This window comes from Desulfosporosinus nitroreducens (assembly GCF_023897015.1).
GTDB classification, from domain to species: Bacteria; Bacillota; Desulfitobacteriia; order Desulfitobacteriales; family Desulfitobacteriaceae; genus Desulfosporosinus; species Desulfosporosinus nitroreducens.
The window spans coordinates 17,257-36,674 of record NZ_JAMHFY010000018.1 but is presented as its reverse complement, the minus strand read 5'-3'; the positions used below and the strand labels follow the sequence as shown (position 1 = coordinate 36,674).

Genomic DNA, 19,418 nt, shown 5'->3' with positions numbered 1-19,418 from the left:
ACTACAGGATAAATAAATAAATTTTAAGGCAGTTCCTACAGGTTAATTCGTAAGCGGTGGAACAAATAGCGTTACCTAAGAGAATGTAAGTAAGCACTTAATCTTCAGGTGCATAGTCAACCCAATACATTCATGAGACAATATCCCCATGAAAACCTTACATGGAGGTATTGTTGTAGTGGATAAGAGTGAAAAAGAAGCACTGGTTGCCGAATGCCGCGCTAGCGGTATTACTGTAAAGGAATGGTGTGAAGCTAAAGGAATTAAGTACCATAGTTACATTGACTGGGCATCTTTCTTTACGAGGGATTCTCTTCACATTATTTATGAATCTCACTGCATTATTTTCTATATCTCACTACATAAGAAACAGCTAGACTTATAATCCTTACCAAAATACTCCCCCAAGGAAAGGACCAAAATACATAAGCTTATAACTAGCTACCTAATGTAAATTAGGCAGTTACTTGGCAGAAACTCGCATTTGCGGACCTTTAAGACATATATAATATATTTGCGAAATATAATTCAAGCCTCACGTTCAATCAAAAGAACGTGGGGCTTTTTGTGTTTCAAAACAAATGAAAGGAGTGAATCAAAGTAGAACAGTTAAGTTACATGTATTTGGTAAAATAGTAAATTAATAATTTTGAACTTATTAATAGCTAGAGTTAACATAAGGATGATATAATAAAATCGAAATACAAAACTAGGAGGATTCATTGTGGTATTGAGGAACAATAGATTAACGTCTATTAATAATATACCGATAACTATAGCATCATCCAATAAAGAACAAGTTATTAATCAACTTAACAACTTGAATCTGACATTTACTGGGGCGATTGATCAGTCAGAACTATTTATAGATCTTAACCAGAAACTCGGAAACCTAGAATCGAAAGGCACAGTAAGCGAGGACGAAATTAGCTCAATACTGCCTATGTTAGAGAATCTGACACTTGGCTCAGATAACCGGTTAGAGTGTGATTTCAGAATGCGATCCCTAAAGAAAAAGTTTAAATCTTCTGCAACGGTAAAGCAGAAGATGATAAAGACTGTGATTACGCGACAACAAATTTTACAAACGATAAACCAATCTATTGATATTGATGAGGTTAATGAAGCTCTTATTGAATTAAATGAGAAGGATTATATCAATCTGGGCAAAGAAGGAAGATTAAGCGTAGTCGAACAAATTGTTCAATTAAAGAAGAATTACCAAACAGAGCAAGAATTGATAGAAGTTCTACTAGAAAAGTGTAATTATATGAATCATTTATTAGATACCTTAAATAGTGTAAAGGATAGATTAGAGTATATTTTGGTGTTAGAAAAAATGAAGTTACCGATGTACTTGTCATTATCTAAAGAGATAAAGGATAAAATTGTTGATCATCTCATACATCCGAATACTACTTTTAGTAGTGTTTCTTCACTTGCACGTGCCATTCAAAAGACATATCAATCTATGGATATAGTCACTCCTACTCTCAATATGAAGAATCAATTTGAAAGAGCGTTGTTAGATGTTTCTGAATAGATGCTTGTATGCTAGCCAAAAGAAGTCTTTTTAACCCTCTTGCGTGCTTCCGACTCTGCTATTCCAGCCTTACGTTCTATCAAATGGGCGTCAGGCTGTTTGCCTTTTATGCTTGAAGAGAATTACAATTTGGATTGGAGAATTTTGAAATACTTTAAGATAAAGTCTCTCATTACTCGGATATTATTGGATATCATTGGATATTAAAGTGGTAAAATTATCGAAAATATGAGTATTCTAAAATAGTGGCTAATATATTGGAGGATTAAATTATGTTGAAGTTCCCTAAAATCTTTAGAGGAAAGAAAACATCTGAGGATGCGAAGAATGATATTGTTGATATAAATCCGTTAGAGCACAAACAACAGAATTCTGAAGAGCAGTTCTATGAATTACCTTCACCTAATGAAGGAGAAGTTACCCTCCATTTTACTGGCGCATCGCCAGCCAATGGAGCATTAATAGTAGGCTTCTTTGTTAGCAATGGAATGAGGGAAAAGGTAAAATTTAAGAGTGTACCTTTAGTTTTAATGGATTCGGATAAGCGAGTTTTGGCTCGGCAATCTTTTGGTGCAGATGTTATAGGCGAAGTTGTTGGTCGTTCGGAAAAGGCCTGCGTTGTTCGTTTTCGACGAGATAACGTTTATGGGCAAGATATTCCGTCGGATTGCCAGATATGTTTTGATATACCAGCTAAACGTCCCCAAGGTATTGAAATTCAATATCAGTCATTGCCTGAAAATATCAGCGAAGACCAACAGCAGGAACTGGAAAAGATTTTAGCAAAACTCCCCTCACTGAAGCAGGGTGAGGTAAATTTCTCACCACTTAAAGCCATAATAACTGTGCAAAATGATCTTCTAACAACTGTTATAATCCGAAACTTTTCAGATAAGCAAATAAATCTTGAGCAGATACCCTTAGCTTTTTTTGATACTCATCGAGAAGAGTTGGCTAGGGGTGTATTCAATATCGAGAACTTATCGATAGAACCATTTAAAGCTATATTGTGGACCTTCAACTTTGGGTCTGTATTACAAGATCGGGATATTGATTTATCTAGTTGGCATATTAATATTGTAAAATTCTAAGAGGAGTTTACATGAACTATATGACTTGGCTTTAATCCATTTAAAGGGTTGAAAATGCTCGAGGGAAGTCGCCTAGCGGCTCCTTCCCCCGGGTACGAGCCCTACAGAGGGCTCTTTTGGCGTTTCCGATGTATCTCACTGCATTAGATCCTGCGAACATCAAGTAATTCTTCTACTCGATCTCGAAAACCATTCCTAGACAAATACTCCACTAAAGCGGCCTCATACCCTTGTTTCTGGCTCAAATTATGTTTATCGCACAAAGCCATCATTAGATCGGTAAGACGATCCGATAAGAAGATACTCTTAGTCTTTGCTTGCCCAGGGATAGGGTAGACCTGAATCTTATCCTCATCATTCAAGGATTCGATAACTTTAACTAATTTATTACGAGATTCCCACAGGAATTCTAAAAGTGATATGTACTTGTCATTAATCAAGACTTCGCTTAATGAATGGCCTGTAGGTACTCTATCTATAACCTGAAGACTATCCTCAGCTTCGGTACAGCTATTCAAGCTTGTCTTCTGTGGGGAGGGATTGGAGTCAATGTAATTTAAAGAGGTGGAAGACCATACATAACCACGGCGAAGCATATAGCTTGCCATTTCCTTATGTCCAGGAAAGCCTGTCTTTTTAGCTATGTCGCGTGCGTCAAGAATCCCTGTGCTAAAGAGCCGAACGACCTCTTCAGGGCTAACATCGGTTAGGGCATCGTCATCACGGTCGATAGGGACGGCTAACTCTTTCTTGAGTGGAACCTCTGACACTGCATTGGTATAGATATGTCTTTGACTGTCCCATGTAAATCCGTGTCTTCTCATATATATATCTAGGCTCTTCCAAGTACTGTAGCCAAATTGGTCGGCTATTTTATCACGGGGTTGGCCAGCTTGTAACATTTCTAATATTTGACCGACACGTTCATGCTTGGCACGTTTACTATTTTGCTGAGACATGAGCAATTCTCCTTATCAAATTTAGCAAGTCACTCAAAATGTATTGACGGCCTCTGCTAACTCATCCATTGTCGCATGAGTATAAATACTCGTCGTTTTCAAGCTCGCGTGCCCTAAAAGCTTCTGAACACGTACGATATTAACGTTATTCCTAACTAAATGGCTAGCGAAACTATGGCGAAGCACATGACAGGTGACCTTTTTGTTCCATCCAAGCTGAGAAACAGTTTGTTTTAGAGTTTTATTGGCCATACTGGCAGAGAGTTGTCCAGACACCTTCGTGGCAAAGAAATTGGAACTTTCACAGTTGGGCCGACTTTTATCAACGTAATTACGTAAAATGGGCAGTAGTTTATCACCAATTGGTATGACTCGGCTCTTGTTCCCTTTACCATGTTTTACTCGAATGACATTGGCCGTAAAATCTACGTCTTGTAAGGTCAAATCTAAGGCCTCTTTGATCCGAAGACCGGTCATAAATAGTGTATAAATAAGGACTTTTATAAGGTCGTTCGTAATAACAGACACTAACTCCTGAAATTCCTCATCACTTAAAAAAGTTCGCTCTAATTGTTGTACCTTAACTGAGTCAACACGCGCCGCAACATTGTTATTGACTAGCTCCTGCCGTGTAGCAAAGTTGTAGAACGATCGCAGGATATAGACCATTCGGCTCCGCCGTGAGGCGTGACTTCCTCTAACCTTAAGTTCATGGAGGTACTCTTCAATATCTCGTACGGTGACCTCTTCCAGATAAACAGGTCCATTATATTGAGTTTCGTTATATTGAGCAAAGTTCTCGAGTTCAATCATGTAGGCGCGTAATGTCTCAGGCGAGCGTTCATTTATAATTAAATGTTTCTTAAAAAGTGTTATGACCTCTCTCATTAACACTGACTACACCTCTTCCTCTAGATTAATCTCTATGAGTAATATTTTATAAATGGCAGGATTTTATTCAAGATAGCGATGTCAAAGAGAGATCAGTCCATAATTTTCATGTTGTTATTTGGCGAATTATTAAGTAATATAAAGATGGTATTGAAATTATTTCTCGTTTTAAAGAAAAACACACAAAAAAGATTGACATTATGTAAATGTCATGATTAAAGCATATCTTGAGTATGTAAGATAAATTTCATGTGAGATTGCTATAAGCTTTTGCAGAAAATATAAGGAACCACGGTCCTACCGAGGTTCCTTATATTTCTGCATACATTAGACATAGTTATGTGAGGGATTTTTCAGTCCCTCATTGCTGAAAGACTTATTAGCAAGATATTGGGCTTTTATTCCAATGTCTTGACGCAAGGGGGAGCCCTAATAAGGAATCTCCCCCTTTGCTTACCATCTTTTTTTACCCTTATGAAGGACTTTTAAGCTTCGTTTAACTTATCAGTTAATGCTTGCATCAATAGCAGCTTGTATTTGAGATATCAATGTATAGTCTACAAAGTTTTCTGCTCCTACAATTGCTAATATTTCTTCAGCTACATTTAACTTTTCGACTGACGTAAGTCCATTATATACATCATAGTCAATAGCAGTTAATGCATCTCTCATAGCTGTAATGGAAGCAGCGTTATTTACAGTTGCTATATCAGCAAGATAATCTGATACATATCCAGTAGCAGGAGCACCCTCAGTGAATATCGCTGCTTCGAAATCTACCGTTGATGTTACAGGATCTGTAGTATTAGCAATAATGTATTCTGTTAATTCAACTCTTTGAGCATTTGTAAGATTGTTATAAGAAGCTAAGTTATACTCAACAATAATTGATTGTAGCGCAACTACATTTTTAGCTTCGATAGCTGTATTGATGTTTGCAACGTTAAGCAATTCTTGAGCAGTATCGATAGCATCTTGTAAATCAGCTTTAGTTGTGTCAGGATCTACATCAGCTGGTAATGCCTCTACTAATGCTTGAGCTGCATCAATGGCATCTTGGTCTGCTATTAAGTTATTTTCTTCGTCTACTAGCGCGTTTACTGCTGCTGTCGCTGCAATTACATCAGCTGAGTCAAGTAATACTTGAGCTGAATCAATAGCGACTTGTAAATCAGCTTTAGTTGTGTCAGGATCTACATCTGCAGGTAATGCATCAACTAATACTTGAGCTGCATCGATACCGGCTTGATCTGCTACTAGATTACCTTCTTCGTCAACTAGTGCTGTAACTGCTACTGTTGCTGCAACTACTTGTGCTTCAAGGTCAGCTGCATCAAGTAACGCTTGAGCTGAATCGATAGCGACTTGTAAATCAGCTTTAGTTGTGCCAGGATCTACATCTGCAGGTAATGCATCTACTAATACTTGAGCCGCATCTATATCAGCTTGGTTTGCTACTAGGCTGCCTTCTTCATCAACAAGTGCTTCAACAGCAACTGTTGCTGCTACTACTTGTGCTTCGAGGTTAGCTGCATCAAGTAATACTTGAGCTGAATCAATAGCGTCTTGTAAATTAGCTTTAGTTGTGTCAGGATCTACATCTGCAGGCAATGCATCTACTAATACTTGAGCTGCATCGATACCAGCTTGATCTGCTACTAGGTTACCTTCTTCGTCAACTAGTCCTTGAACTGCTGATGTTGCTAATGCAAAGTCATTGATTAGATCAATTGCATCTTGTAAATCTGCTTTTGTAGCTCCAGCTTCTAAAGCATTGACAGCATCTTGATATTCATTTATTAAATCAGAGACTACACCTTCAAAGTTAGCTTCTAAAAGAGCCAATAATTCAATTTGGGTAGATGCTCCTTTGATTTGTACCATTAGAGCTTTATCAGCTTCACCTACATTAACACTATCAATTACATCTTGAATTGCTTTCACTGTAGTTTTTTCATTTGTTGTACCCAAAAAAGTACGATACTTTGTTATTAACTCAATTTTAGGACCAGTAAATAATGAGTTTTGTAATGCAGTCCACAGTTTTGGTTCTGTATTCGCTAAATTTACAGATGCAACTGCAGCGTCTACAGCTGCAAAGTCAAGTGTAAACTCTAATTCAGCAGTAACTTCATCTAATGTTACTACTGCAACATAGTCGGCACTTACAAGAGCTGCTACATTAATTTCTTTTTCAATAGCATCTCCTTCAATAGCAACTCCTGGGACAGTAATTTCTGGTGTTTCTTTCAATGCACCCTCTGCATCATATGCAAAAATAGTGACTGTTGCTGTTGCACCTTCTTCTGCGTTTTTGACAGAGGCTGTTACAGTTGTAAGTTTTGTGTTGTTATCAGAAACCACTTGCACATTAGTAACAGCAAGCGCAAATCCGTTAACTAGGAATGCAGGTGCGGCTACTGTATCTCCACCTTTATAGGATACACTGTATACTACTGATTGATCGACAGCTGTGGCAACAACTGGATCAACGGTTAATGTTACTACTTTTCCTGTAGGATCGAGAGTAACATCGCTTGGAGTAACATCCGACCCCTCACCACCATCGATAGCTTGGCTAACCGTAAAGTCGTCGACAGCAGGGTTTGCGTCCAATTCGTTACTGAATGTTACCGTGATAGTATTGTTAATAGCACTTACCTGGAATAAGGAAAACCCTTAGAATTTCTAAGGGTAAAACTATAGACGTGTTTCAGATTAAAAGGAAAAAAATGATAGGCAGTCGTTGCCACAACTGCCTATCTTAATGTAGTATACAGTGTATTCTATAAAGGCGGCGTTACCAATCATTTTTGTCTAAATGGTTTACTACTGCCCTTAAGAATCTATCTCAATAATAATACAGAATATGCCGAAAATCAATATGTAAGATATTCCAAGGAGTTACTATTTATGTAATCTAATTATGTAATCTAAAAAATATGGTATATAATCAAATAATACCTCGATAGAACCGTTTATGGTATGTATATTGTGGACCCTTTAACTTTGTCTTGTTTTACAAGATAGAGATAAGAAAAAATATGACTTGGCTTTAACCCATGTAAATGTTTGCAAATGAGCATTGGTTTAAAATAGGAGAAATATTAAAGAATATTCCAGTAGTAAAATGATTAAGGATATGAGAAAATAGAAATATCGCTTACGAATATTGGAGGATTAAATTATGTTGTTGAAATTCCCAAAGATCTTTAAAGGTAAGGAAGCTGATTCTGAGTTTTTGGATAAGGACATCTTTGAAGTAAACTCATCGGAACAGAATTCTGAAGAAATGTCTGAGCCTTCCGTTACTGAAGGGCGAGTTACTATCGATTTTACAAGCGCATCGTCTACGGATGGGGCTCTATTAGTAGGCTTTTTTATTAACAACGGCTATAGCCAGAAAGTAAAGTTTAAGAATGTGCCTTTAGTCTTATTAGACTCAAATAGGCAAATTCTAGCTCAGCAATCGTTTAGCGGAGAAACCATAGGTGAAGTTATTGGCGGTTCAGCAAAGGCCTGTGTTGTTCGCTTCAAACCAGATAATGTTTTTACTAAGGATATTCCTGAAGGCTGTCAGATGTGTTTTGACGTTCGGCCTAAACGTTCAAAAAATATCAAAATTCAGTACCAGGCATTACCAGAGAGTATTTCAGTGGACAAAAAGAAAGAATTGGAAGAGATATTAGCCAAACTTCCACTAATGAAGTATGGAGAAGTGGATTTCTCGCCACTTTGGGCGAAGATTACAACAGAAAGCGATCTACTAGCTACAGTTATAATCAGAAATTCTACCGCTAAGCCAATAAATTTGGAGCAAATACCCTTAGCTATTATTGATGCTCATCAAGAGGAGTTAGCTCGTGGGGTATTTGATGTCAAGAATATAGCCATCGAACCGTATAAGGCCATATTGTGGACCTTTAACTTTAAGCATGCTTTACAAGATCGAGATATCGATTTATCAAGTTGGCATATTGATGTTATAGAAAAAAACACGTCAAAGCCTGTCTTACATTAGAGGATGTTTATATTAAAATCTATTAGGTAAGTGGAGAAAAGGAGGAAATATAACATTGGCTAAGTATAAATGGTTAAGGATTATTGGTGTATTATCAATGTTTCTTTTGGTAACAGGATGTTCAGGTTCCAAATCAACTCCAGACACAAAAGTGCAAGACCAAACGAATCAAGGAACAGAATCGAAAGGGAATGTTCCTCCGACTACCACTAAATTAGAAAGTGATGTGAGCTTGGAAGAGCAGTTGGAAGCCGAAAAGGGTATAGAAAGTGTTATGGTTCAAGTGATAGAAGGAGAACAACCTGCCGTAAACGTTGATATTACAATTAATAATGAGCAGGCGCTGTCCGCTGACCAAGTAGTGGAGAAATATAGTCAGGTTATTAAAGAAAAATATCCTAACCGTACTATAGATATCATTGTCATCAAGGATGGGAAAATGTTAAAGCAAGCTACATTGAAATAGGTATTCTGAGGGCAGGGCCTTAGCAGTCCTGTCCTCAGAATACCCCGTTATAAAGAATGTTCCGACAATTCTATTACCGCTAATTACAATTTGACATCTGAAAAATTGTAAATTACAATTAGCACATAGGTATCATGAAAGGAAGTTTACATATGAAGAAACTATTTGGAGTATCATTAATGTCAGCCATGTTAATTTTTGGACAACCTTTTATGGCTTTAGCTGACATTACAGGTCCTAGAACAATAAATTTTGAGGATATTGAAAGTATTATTGCTGAACAGAATATAAACGTACAGATTAATCAGAACGAACGACTAAAGGGTAAGGTTAGCAGCGCAGATCTTAAGAGAACGATTAAAGAATTAGAGGATGATCTTGAAGACATTAATGATGAAAGAGGGGAAGCAAGTGACCTTTCCGAAATCATAAGCTTAAATGCGCAAAAACGTGGATTGCTTGAGGCCCTGAAGCAAGTCGAGAGAGGTATAGTTGATCTGCCTACTGCCTTGGCTATTATCGATCTTCAAGCTTCGATGAGTGATGATTATCAGACGCTTTCTGCAGAAAGTAATTTTATTAAGTATAACCAGTCTAATTTAGATTTAGAAGATATTGCCAGGAGTATTGATAGTACTCAAGACCAGCTGACCAAGATGCAATTACAAGAGAGTCTGGGTATGGTGTCCAGTAATAATTTGAATGCTTTTCGGACTAAGTTAGTTGACTTGCAAACTAAGCTTGAAAGTACCAAATTGGTACAAGATTCTTATGAACGTAAATTAAAAGATTTGCTCAACGAACAGGAGAATTCCTTGGTGATCGGCAGTATTCCTTCAGTTGATGAAGACTTTACTGTTAAAGATACAGATGCTGATATGAAAGCAGCTTTGGAGAGTAATTATAATATCAAAATTCAGGAACAACAAATTGTGATCTTACAATCTGCTCTTAATTCAGAGAAAAAAGATCATGGAATGTCATCTCAAGAGTATAAAGAAGCAAATTATAATTTAGCTAATGCGAACTTAAAACTTACCCAGGCAAAGGATAGCTTAAAAACAAGTTATTACACTATGATAGATGATATTTCCAAATTACAGAGTGCACTTAAATTGGCAGAGCAGAATCTTGAAGATCAAAAAGTGGCACTTTCTGAAGCTCAAATCAGGATGGGTTTAGGAATGATTTCAAAGTTAGAAATGGATGATGCGAACAATATTTATCAGGTCAAAGAAAATGCAGTAAAAGCAATGCAAACTGATTTATTTAATGCAAAATGCAATTACGAGTGGTTTTTAAAAGGACTTAGCTAAAAAATATCCACATATCCACAATCTAGGGGTAAATCTGTGGATTTATCTTGACTTTCGCAAACATTAGTGCTAATTTTATTTTGTAAGTCAGTTAAGACCCTATTGAACCATTGACTTGCGCAATTGGGACCTCCGGACGCGGAGGTCCTTTAGTATGTCTAGATTAGAATTTTATTTTCATGTGCTTTCTATTAATGGATAACTATGGTATAATATATAGTTGGTGCCATAAAGCGTCTATTTCTCTCGTTGGCGAAACTCACGCGCTATCGCGAATATTCTGTTTCGGCGGTTAATTGATAGATAAGATATTTTTTCTTCGCAGTCATAGTTCGCAGTTATAGATAAGGACGCAATTGGAAAACTTAAAGAATATAACACACAAAAAGGAGAATGAAAGTATTGGCTACATTTACAGACTTATCGTTAAGTGAACCGGTTATTCGATCAATTATCAACATGGGGTTTGAAGAAACAACTCCAATTCAAGAACAGACAATTCCTACAGCAATGGAAGGTAGAGATTTAATCGGGCAAGCCCAAACAGGAACAGGCAAAACAGCTGCTTACGGGATACCTTTAGTTGAGAGAATTGTGTCTCAAGCCGAACATATTCAAGGGATTGTTCTGGCACCTACTCGGGAATTAGCGGTCCAAGTGGCTGAGGAGTTAAACAAGATTGGTCAGTTTAAAAGAATTAATGCCTTACCCATTTATGGTGGACAAGGAATCGATTGGCAAATTAGAGCGCTTAAGAAGAGACCGCATATAATTGTGGCGACTCCAGGACGTTTAATGGACCACATGAGAAGGAAAACAATTCGCCTTCATGAAATCAAAATCGTTGTTCTGGACGAAGCGGATGAGATGCTGAATATGGGCTTTTTGGATGATATCGAAACCATCCTAAAGGAAATTCCTGAAGAACGCCAGACATTGCTCTTCTCGGCAACGATGCCCAGACAGATTCAAAACATTGCCCAGCGGTTTATGAAGAATCCAGAGCTGATTAGTATTAAAGCGACTGGTGTCACGGTCTCTGATATTGAGCAACATTACGTGGAAGTCACGGAGCGTTTAAAGTTCGACGTCTTATCACGTATCTTAGATATTCAATCCCCGGATTTATCGATTGTGTTCGCACGAACTAAGCGTCGTGTTGATGAGCTTTCCGAGGCCTTGAGCAAGCGTGGGTATTCAGCTGAAGGCATTCACGGCGACTTAACTCAAAGCAAGAGAGACAGCGTCCTGAGACAGTTTAAAGACGGGACTATTGAAGTTTTGGTCGCTACTGATGTGGCAGCCCGGGGGCTCGATATCAGCGGAGTAACTCACGTCTTTAACTTTGATATTCCTCAAGACCCAGAGAGTTATGTCCATCGCGTAGGCCGTACTGGCCGGGCAGGGAAATCCGGTCTAGCGATTACCTTAGTCACTCCACGGGAGATAGGTATGCTTCGACTGATTGAATCTGTAATCAAGCGAAGAATCATTCGTAAACCTATTCCAACCATCGTAGAAGCAGTCCAAGGGCAACAACGCCTGACTATGACCGAGATCTTGCGTGTCATTGCAGAAGAGGATATCGAGAAATATAAAGGAGTCGCGGAAGATTTACTAGCTGAAAACGATTCAGTAACACTTTTATCCGCAGCGCTCAAGATTATTACCAAAGAACCTGACAATGTCGAGGTTCGCCTGACCGAAGCCGCACCGGCTCGGGGAAGGAGCATGGGTGGCAGAAACATGGGGAATGCCAGACCTCAGCAAGGAAACTTCCATCGTGATGGCTATGGTCAAAAGGTGGATACATGGTCGAGGAGAAAAGGCGCCGATTTCCGCGGTGGCACTGCCGGACCCCAAAGAGGCAGGGACAATAAGAGGAACGGCCAATAGGTTTTTATATGCAGGAAAAGGTTGTTGGTGACCTTTTCCTTTTTTTTGAGTACCAATTTATCTTGCTGGGGCAGCTTGGGAATGGTATAATTTTGAAGATAAGGTGGTGAAACAATGGAGATTGAGATTAAAGAGATGTTTAGGCTTATACTCAATAAACTGAATGGGTTAGAGTCAAAAATGGATAAGTTAGAGTCAAAAATGGAATTAAGAATGGATAACTTAGAGTCAAAAATGGAATTAAGAATGGATAACTTAGAGTCAAAAATGGAATTAAGAATGGATAACTTAGAGTCTAGACAAGATGAGATATATATGGTTGTAAAGGCTATAGAGCATAACAATCAAGTTCATAGGGCAGAGCTTGACAATCTAAAGTATACGGTAACCAATGTGGAAGGTACGATAAACACTATAGGTGATGTAATTACAAAACGGAAGGCGATTTAAATGAAACATTCTGATAGACGATTCAGCGAATAAAAATGCTCTCTTTAGTTGAGATGACTATAGGGGGCATTTTTATATGCTTGGAAAGAACTTTTAACACTAGTCGAAGGTAATTCCAGTAACGTGTCGAATCTATAATCCATAGTGAGGTCTGGAACTTCGGAGGGGAGATTATTAATAATATGCTAGCAAGATTTTTGAGAAAAAAAGCAGTCGGTCACAGTCTATTAAACATTATTCTCGTCTTACTCTTAATACTGAGTAATTCAACGATGGTCTTGGCTTCCGACGCTGGAGTCTTGACTGAAATTCGTTCTCTTATTAAAACTCAGTATGTCGAGCCGGTTTCTAACGATGTATTAAACGCTCCAACCGTGGAAGAGACGCTGAAAAGACTGGGAGACCCGCATACAATGTATTTTACGCCGGAGCAATACCAGGAGTTCGTCGGAAGTATTAATATGAGCTTCACGGGGATTGGGATTTATATTGAGATGGTACCTGAAGGAGTAGAGGTATTGAGCGTCATTTCAGGCTCCCCGGCAGAAGAGGTTGGCTTAGAAGCTGGAGATTTTATTACTCGTGCCGCCGGGCAATCCTTAGCGGGGCTTACTTCGGAAGAGGCTGTGAACTTAATTCGGGGCCTTGAAGGAAGTAAGGTTCAACTCAGAGTAAAGCAAGGCACAGTGACCCGAGATCTGAAAGTTGAGCGCAGAGCGATTTCTGAGCCCACTGTGACAGGGGAGATATTGGACGGACATATCGGCTACCTGGATCTGAATTCATTTGGGAATGATACACCTGAGGAATTCGAGATTGCAGCTAAGCTGTTAAAAGATCAAAACGTTGATAGCTGGATTGTAGATTTGAGAAATAACGGAGGCGGATATCTGAGTTCGGCTCTTGAGTTGGCGGGCTATTTTATCGGATCGGATATTGCGGTACGTGTAGAGGATCGGACCAGTACTCTTTCTCCCATTGAGGCAAGGGATCCTGGTTGGAAAATTGATGAACGCATTATCTTTCTAATCAATGAAAACAGTGCCAGCGCTTCAGAGGTTCTGGCTGCTGCGGTCAAGGATCATGGCAAGGCGACTATAGTCGGAACTACCTCCTATGGCAAAGGCTCGGTTCAGAGCATGTTTCCGCTAGAGAATGGCGGAGTTCTTAAAATGACGGTGGATCACTTTTATTCCCCACTAGGGAATCAGATCGATAAAGTAGGGGTTAGCCCCAATGTGGTAATCCAGCACGCAGACTCGCTCAAAGCGGCGGAACTTATGTTAACAGATTCTACCAAGGCACTCGCTTTAGCTCGTACGAAGGATTATTGGGAAGCTTGGGGTGAACTATCGGGTGTCGTGGCGAACAGTTCACAACAACCGTCTTTAAATTATCTCCATTATTATTCTAGCTATCGTCAAGTTGCTCAGCTCTCTGAGATTCCTCTGGACAAGAAATTCACATTGAATTTCTCAGGGGAAATTGATTGGCAGAGCGTTAATAACTCCAGCATCGAGCTGATTAACAGCTACACAGGGGAGAGGACGCTTTCGACGTTTGAACCGCTGGGGACTTTCGGTGTGCAAGTGATTCCTCAGGTTGAGTTAACTCCGGATACGACCTACTGGTTGGTCATTCATCCGACAGTCCTCGGAGCCTCCGGCCTGTCCTTGCAAGAGGGTGGCCTGGCCATCGCACATACGATTAGTGGAGGTGAAGAAGTAGGAGGCACTTCCAAGATTCAGTCCTTTAAGGCGAAGGAAAGGATCAGTGAGAGAAACCTGTTAACTCCTTATGATCTGGACTATGGCACTGCTATTAAGGATTTAAGCGAAAGATAATAGGGATAGGACAACAGAGTGGAGGATGAGCCATGGTATATGAAGTGTGTGCTCTTGTAGCTACTATCATTTTCGGAGTAATCGGCGTTGAATTAATGCTTTGGATACGCTCCGTGCGGAAACTAACGGATGAAGCTAAGCAGACAGTACAGGATATTAATGCTCATTTGCCTTATCTGCTATCGGATGTTCAGGCGGTTACCTCCATAGTGAGACAAACAAGTGAGCAAGTGGGTGGAACGGTGAATGAGGTGGCAGTGAGTCTGGAGGAAATGAGAAAGAATCCACTGCGCTTTGTTGCTGTTTTCTTAGAGGGTATAAAACAACTAATGGCCTTATGGCAGGACATTCGAGGACGAAAAAAGGAAGCCTCAGACAGCTGAGTAAATAATTAGCAACCCATCAGTTTAACTGGTGGGTTACTCTTATTTTTCAGTAGATTATTTAGTAATTAGGCTTGATTTCCAAGGGTATTCAAGGTATAACTAAGAAGTGACCGAACAGTCGGTTTTGAAGATTAGAGATAATATATGGGTAAAGTGGAGGAGATTGGCGTTGGAAAAGAAAACTTGGAAAAAGGGAAAGGTCCGGATCCTGCTCGTGGCGCTGTTGGCATTTGGATTGCTGACAGGGTGCAGTGGAAGTAAACCTGCTGCCGTCGTCGAAGAAAAATACATACCAGTAGAAGTAGAAATGGTTGGAAATAAAGCCCTCGTTAATACTGCCATTTTGAGTGGAAAGGTTTCATCTGAGACCGATGTAGCTGTCATTCCAAAGGTTCAGGGCAAGGTTGAGTCCGTTAACGTGAAGGTAGGGGATACAGTTCATGCGGGAGAGGTTCTCTTAACTATCGACACAACTGATTTAAGTAATGCCTATCAGTTAGCTGAAGCTCGATACCAAAACAGCAAAGAACAGTGGGAATCTGCAAAAACCTCCCTGGAAAGAACAAAGGCTCTTGCTTCAGAAAAGATTGCCGATGCCAGACTGACCCTAGCAAATACAAAGGCTCTTTATGATGCTGGTGCAGCATCAAAGTCCCAACTCGACCAAGCAGAGTTAGGGCTTAAGGAGCTGGAATCGTCTTATGCCGGCCAGATTGAACAATTAAGTGTGCAAGCTTCAGACAGCAGTTTGAAGTTAGTCGAGGTTCAACTTACCCAAGCACACGAATCTTTAGATAATGCAACCGTAACTGCTCCGGTTGATGGGATTGTCTCTCAGGTCAATGTAACGGTAGGAAATACGGCAACGAGTGCCCAAGCCGCTCTGAGTCTTACGAGCGCCGACAGTCTTTATAGCACTATTAGTGTTCCGGAGAATTTGGTGAACAGACTGGATAAGAATCGTGAAGTAAAAGTTACGGTTCCGTCGGTGTCCGAGAAAAACTTCGCAGGGAAGATTGATAATATTAGTCCATCTGCTGACCCGAAGACTCAGCTGTATCCTCTTAAAGTTCTAATTGAGAATGCGGACGGTTTAATTAAACCAGGCATGTTTGCTAAAGTCGAACTAGTTACTGATGAGAAGGCAGACGTAATGGCGATTAAAAGTGAGGCCGTCGTCCTCAAAAATGAAAAGACAATTGTCTGGGTAGTTCAAGAAGATAAAGCCGTTGCTAAAGAGGTTGTCACAGGCCTGGATACGGGGGTGGACATGGAAATCCTCAAAGGGTTGAACCAGGGCGACACGGTGATCGTTAAAGGGCAAACCCTAGTTGAAGAAGGCCACAAGGTGAAGATTGTGGGAGGGGAAGAGTCTTGAAGCTAGCAGAAGTTTCGGTTAAGCGCCCAGTCACAATCATCATGGCGATGCTCGTTATCATTCTTTTAGGTGGTATTTCGCTGACTCGCCTGCCGATTGATCTTTTGCCGAACATCGAAATTCCTGTTTCGATCGTGGTGACACAGTATACTGGGGTGGGACCCCAAGAAATCGAGAAACTTATTACTAATCCCTTAGAAGGAGCCGTTTCCACCGTCGAAAATATTGATACGGTTACTTCGACAACAACTGAGGGAAACTCGATCGTTATAGCACAGTTTAAAAACGGAACGGATATGGACTTTGCGACCCTTCAAATGCGGGAGAAGGTTGACCAGATTAAGAGTCGGTTACCTTCGGATGCAGGGGCGCCGATGGTCATGAAACTGGATTTAGATGCAATGCCTGTAGTAATACTAACCCTAAGTGGACACGATGCTGATCTGGCTAAGTTGCAGTCTATTGCGGAGGATAAGTTAAAACCTCAGCTCGAGCGGGTGTCCGGGGCCGCTTCAGTCTCAGTTGTGGGCGGGTATGAGGATCAGGTTGAAATTAAAACCCACCTGGAGAAAATGAATGGATATGGCCTAACCATTAGTTCCTTAGCGCAAATCATTGGTGCAGAAAACCTTAACTCCCCAGGAGGTCAGGTTCAAAAAGGAACCCAAGAACTGACGATTCGAACAACGGGTGAGTTTGAATCTATTGAGGAGATAAGAGATCTTTTGATTCCTCTGCCTAGTGGAGGGCAGATCAGATTAAAGGATATCGCGGAAGTTGGTATCGAACATAAAGAGATCACTGCGATTTCAAAATCAGATGGAGAGAAAAGTGTTAGTATCGCAGTTCAGAAACAATCAGGGACGAATACTGTTCAAGTAGCTGATGAGGTCAATGCCACTGTTGAAGCATTTGCCAAAGAGTACCCTGATTTAAAAGTTAATGTCGTCATGGACCAGTCTGTAGACATCAAGCAATCCATTAAAACGGTCGAAAATGAAGCTATTATGGGTGGTATCTTAGCCATTATTGTGGTATTTATGTTCTTCCATAATATTAGAACAACCTTTATCACGGCGACAGCGATTCCAATTGCTATGATGGCGACTTTTGCGGTCCTCTATTTTGCAGGGATCACGATTAATATGATGACTCTAGGGGGATTAACCCTGGCCATGGGGCGTCTGGTGGATGATAATATCGTGGCCTTGGAAAACATTCATCGACATCGTCAGGAGGGATACTCTAAATATGAGGCGGCTGTTAAAGGGGTATCTGAGGTCGGAATGGCTGTATTCGCCTCCACATTGACGACGGTTGCGGTCTTTCTCCCCATCGTCTTTGTTGAGGGAGTTGTATCAACAATTTTCAGGGAATTGGCAATGACCTTTGCTATATCTCTGATGGCCTCCCTCCTTGTTTCCCTGACCTTAGTTCCAACGCTTTCTGCGAAACTTATGAAGACAGGAAATATTCCAGAGGGACGTACCGGAATTAAAGGTCTTATCGACGGCTTTAGTCACGGGTTTGACAAGATCTTTGGTCGAATTGAAGCTGTATATAAGAAGTTTCTTCACTATGCCTTGCATCATCGAAAGACGGTAATGGCGACAGCAACAGTGGTGTTTGTTCTTTCGTCTGCATCCGTACTTAGCCTAGGGGCTGAATTCATGCCGGAGTCAGATGTTGGACAATTAACGATTAACGCTACGTTGCCAGATGGGGCAAAACTTCAAGATACTGAAGAAACAGTGACGAAAATTGAGGAGAAGCTGGAAGGGATCCCTGAGGTCGAAACCGTCTTTACCCAAATAGGGACTAACGGTGGGTTTTCACTTGGAGGGGATACGGCGAATACGGGCTCACTCAGTATTCAGCTTGTGGATCTTGACGCCAGAACCCGGGGTGTCGTAGAGGTGGGCGATGAGATTCGCTCTTTGACTAAAGATATTCCTGGTGCAGAGATTAAGGTGACTATCACGGATAATATGCAAATGGGTGGATCCACAACTCCTATTGACATTGCTATCAAAGGAGAAGAACTTGATCAACTAAAGGCAATAGGAATGGATATTCAAACTATTATTGCGTCAGTTGACGGAACCCGCGAAGTTAAAACGAGTATGACAGACGGGGTTCCGGAAGTCGTGGTTAAAGTCAATCGTCCCAATGCAGCCCAATTTGGTTTATCAGCTGCGCAGATTTCCCAGGCTGTAAAGGGGACGATTTCTGGAACCACTGCGACAACTTATCGTTATGAAGGATCGGAGATCGATGTCGTTCTTACTGGGGATGAGACGTTTAAGACGAGTCTTGAAAATTTAGGTCAGACTCCAATTCCTACACTTTCTGGAATTACCGTTCCCCTCAGTCAAGTTGCCGAAGTCGAGATAGGTCGTGGTCCTGTAAAGATTGAACGTACAGGACAGACCCGTGTAGTCCATATCACGAGTCAGATTATTGATCGAGATCTGAGGAGTATCACGACGGATATTGAAACAAAGTTAAAAGAGTATCAGATCCCAGATGGGTATACGTATGAAGTGTTGGGTGAGAATAAAGAACTAATGGAATCCTTTGCAGATTTGGGGATGGCCTTAGTACTGGCAATCCTCCTCGTCTACATGATTTTAGCATCTCAGTTCGAATCCTTGTTACACCCATTCACGATTATTCTATCTTTGCCGATGGGATTCTCGGGTGGGATGTTGGGACTGTTTATTACCCGAACAACCTTAAGCGTGCCCTCGTTTATCGGATTGATTCTCCTAGTAGGTATTGCCGTCAGTAATGCCATTGTCTTGGTGGATTATATTATAAAACGCAGAGAGCGGGGAGAGGAACGAGAAGAGGCTATCGAAAACGCCGGTCCGATTCGTTTGCGGCCGATTATGATGACCACCCTTGCAACTATCCTCGGTCTGTTACCGATGGCTTTGGGGATTGGAGAAGGTTCAGAAACCATGGCCCCGATGGCAATCGTTGTAATTTTTGGACTTGCACTCTCGACAGTCTCAACCCTGTTGCTTGTACCCGTTATTTATACAATTTTTGAGGATATTCGGGATTCAAGAAAACGTAAAAAAGAAAAGAAAAAGCAAAAGCAAATCACTGCACCTCAGACAACGCACTCAGTTTAATGGCTAGGTTCGATGCTCGATGTGGTATTGAGGTTCA

Annotated in this window: 15 protein-coding genes; 12 read left to right on the top strand and 3 right to left on the bottom strand. The window is 40.5% G+C overall.

What is annotated here, in order from left to right:
* The first annotated feature begins 178 nt into the window (after positions 1 to 178).
* The 3 genes from tnpA to M8E35_RS17865 all read left to right on the top strand — a co-directional run bounded on the left by tnpA (position 179) and on the right by M8E35_RS17865 (position 2,634).
* The gene (gene tnpA, locus M8E35_RS17875) at positions 179 to 385 is read left to right on the top strand and encodes an IS66 family insertion sequence element accessory protein TnpA (protein WP_252470839.1); all 207 of its coding nucleotides are present in this window, start codon (positions 179 to 181) and stop codon (positions 383 to 385) included.
* 339 nt (positions 386 to 724) lie between these two features.
* Complete coding sequence (locus M8E35_RS17870) at positions 725 to 1,543, top strand: hypothetical protein (protein WP_252470837.1); 819 nt, start codon at positions 725 to 727, stop codon at positions 1,541 to 1,543.
* A gap of 272 nt (positions 1,544 to 1,815) precedes the next feature.
* Complete coding sequence (locus tag M8E35_RS17865; RefSeq protein WP_252470835.1) at positions 1,816 to 2,634, top strand: SLAP domain-containing protein; 819 nt, start codon at positions 1,816 to 1,818, stop codon at positions 2,632 to 2,634.
* Between the two features lie 143 nt (positions 2,635 to 2,777).
* Here the strand turns inward: M8E35_RS17865 and M8E35_RS17860 are convergent, their stop codons facing one another.
* From M8E35_RS17860 to M8E35_RS17850, 3 genes are all read right to left on the bottom strand, one after another.
* Positions 2,778 to 3,593, bottom strand: a complete 816-nt coding sequence (locus tag M8E35_RS17860; RefSeq protein WP_252470833.1) for a hypothetical protein — start codon at positions 3,591 to 3,593, stop codon at positions 2,778 to 2,780.
* Between the two features lie 33 nt (positions 3,594 to 3,626).
* Positions 3,627 to 4,481: a tyrosine-type recombinase/integrase gene (locus M8E35_RS17855; RefSeq protein WP_252470948.1), complete on the bottom strand. Its 855-nt coding sequence runs from the start codon at positions 4,479 to 4,481 to the stop codon at positions 3,627 to 3,629.
* A gap of 507 nt (positions 4,482 to 4,988) precedes the next feature.
* On the bottom strand, positions 4,989 to 7,100 hold the full coding sequence (locus tag M8E35_RS17850; RefSeq protein WP_252470831.1) for a hypothetical protein: 2,112 nt from the start codon (positions 7,098 to 7,100) through the stop codon (positions 4,989 to 4,991).
* A gap of 571 nt (positions 7,101 to 7,671) precedes the next feature.
* On the opposite strand from M8E35_RS17850, the gene M8E35_RS17845 reads away from it, so the two are divergent.
* The 9 genes from M8E35_RS17845 (at position 7,672) to M8E35_RS17805 (ending at position 19,381) form a co-directional block, all read left to right on the top strand.
* Complete coding sequence (locus M8E35_RS17845; protein ID WP_252470829.1) at positions 7,672 to 8,505, top strand: SLAP domain-containing protein; 834 nt, start codon at positions 7,672 to 7,674, stop codon at positions 8,503 to 8,505.
* Positions 8,506 to 8,560: 55 nt separating this feature from the next.
* Positions 8,561 to 8,971, top strand: a complete 411-nt coding sequence (locus M8E35_RS17840) for a hypothetical protein (RefSeq protein ID WP_252470827.1) — start codon at positions 8,561 to 8,563, stop codon at positions 8,969 to 8,971.
* Between the two features lie 152 nt (positions 8,972 to 9,123).
* On the top strand, positions 9,124 to 10,287 hold the full coding sequence (locus tag M8E35_RS17835; protein ID WP_252470825.1) for a TolC family protein: 1,164 nt from the start codon (positions 9,124 to 9,126) through the stop codon (positions 10,285 to 10,287).
* Between the two features lie 402 nt (positions 10,288 to 10,689).
* On the top strand, positions 10,690 to 12,183 hold the full coding sequence (cshA, locus tag M8E35_RS17830; protein ID WP_252470823.1) for a degradosome RNA helicase CshA: 1,494 nt from the start codon (positions 10,690 to 10,692) through the stop codon (positions 12,181 to 12,183).
* A gap of 114 nt (positions 12,184 to 12,297) precedes the next feature.
* On the top strand, positions 12,298 to 12,633 hold the full coding sequence (locus M8E35_RS17825; protein ID WP_252470821.1) for a M domain protein: 336 nt from the start codon (positions 12,298 to 12,300) through the stop codon (positions 12,631 to 12,633).
* Positions 12,634 to 12,815: 182 nt separating this feature from the next.
* Positions 12,816 to 14,477: a S41 family peptidase gene (locus tag M8E35_RS17820; protein ID WP_252470819.1), complete on the top strand. Its 1,662-nt coding sequence runs from the start codon at positions 12,816 to 12,818 to the stop codon at positions 14,475 to 14,477.
* Positions 14,478 to 14,509: 32 nt separating this feature from the next.
* Positions 14,510 to 14,860 (top strand): hypothetical protein, encoded by a 351-nt coding sequence (locus M8E35_RS17815; RefSeq protein ID WP_252470817.1) that lies wholly within the window; start codon positions 14,510 to 14,512, stop codon positions 14,858 to 14,860.
* Between the two features lie 172 nt (positions 14,861 to 15,032).
* Positions 15,033 to 16,241: an efflux RND transporter periplasmic adaptor subunit gene (locus M8E35_RS17810; RefSeq protein ID WP_252470815.1), complete on the top strand. Its 1,209-nt coding sequence runs from the start codon at positions 15,033 to 15,035 to the stop codon at positions 16,239 to 16,241.
* A complete protein-coding gene (locus M8E35_RS17805) occupies positions 16,238 to 19,381 on the top strand; it encodes an efflux RND transporter permease subunit (RefSeq protein WP_252470813.1) in 3,144 nt (1,047 codons plus the stop codon). Before M8E35_RS17810 ends, M8E35_RS17805 begins: the two co-directional genes overlap by 4 nt.
* Positions 19,382 to 19,418 lie beyond the last annotated feature (37 nt).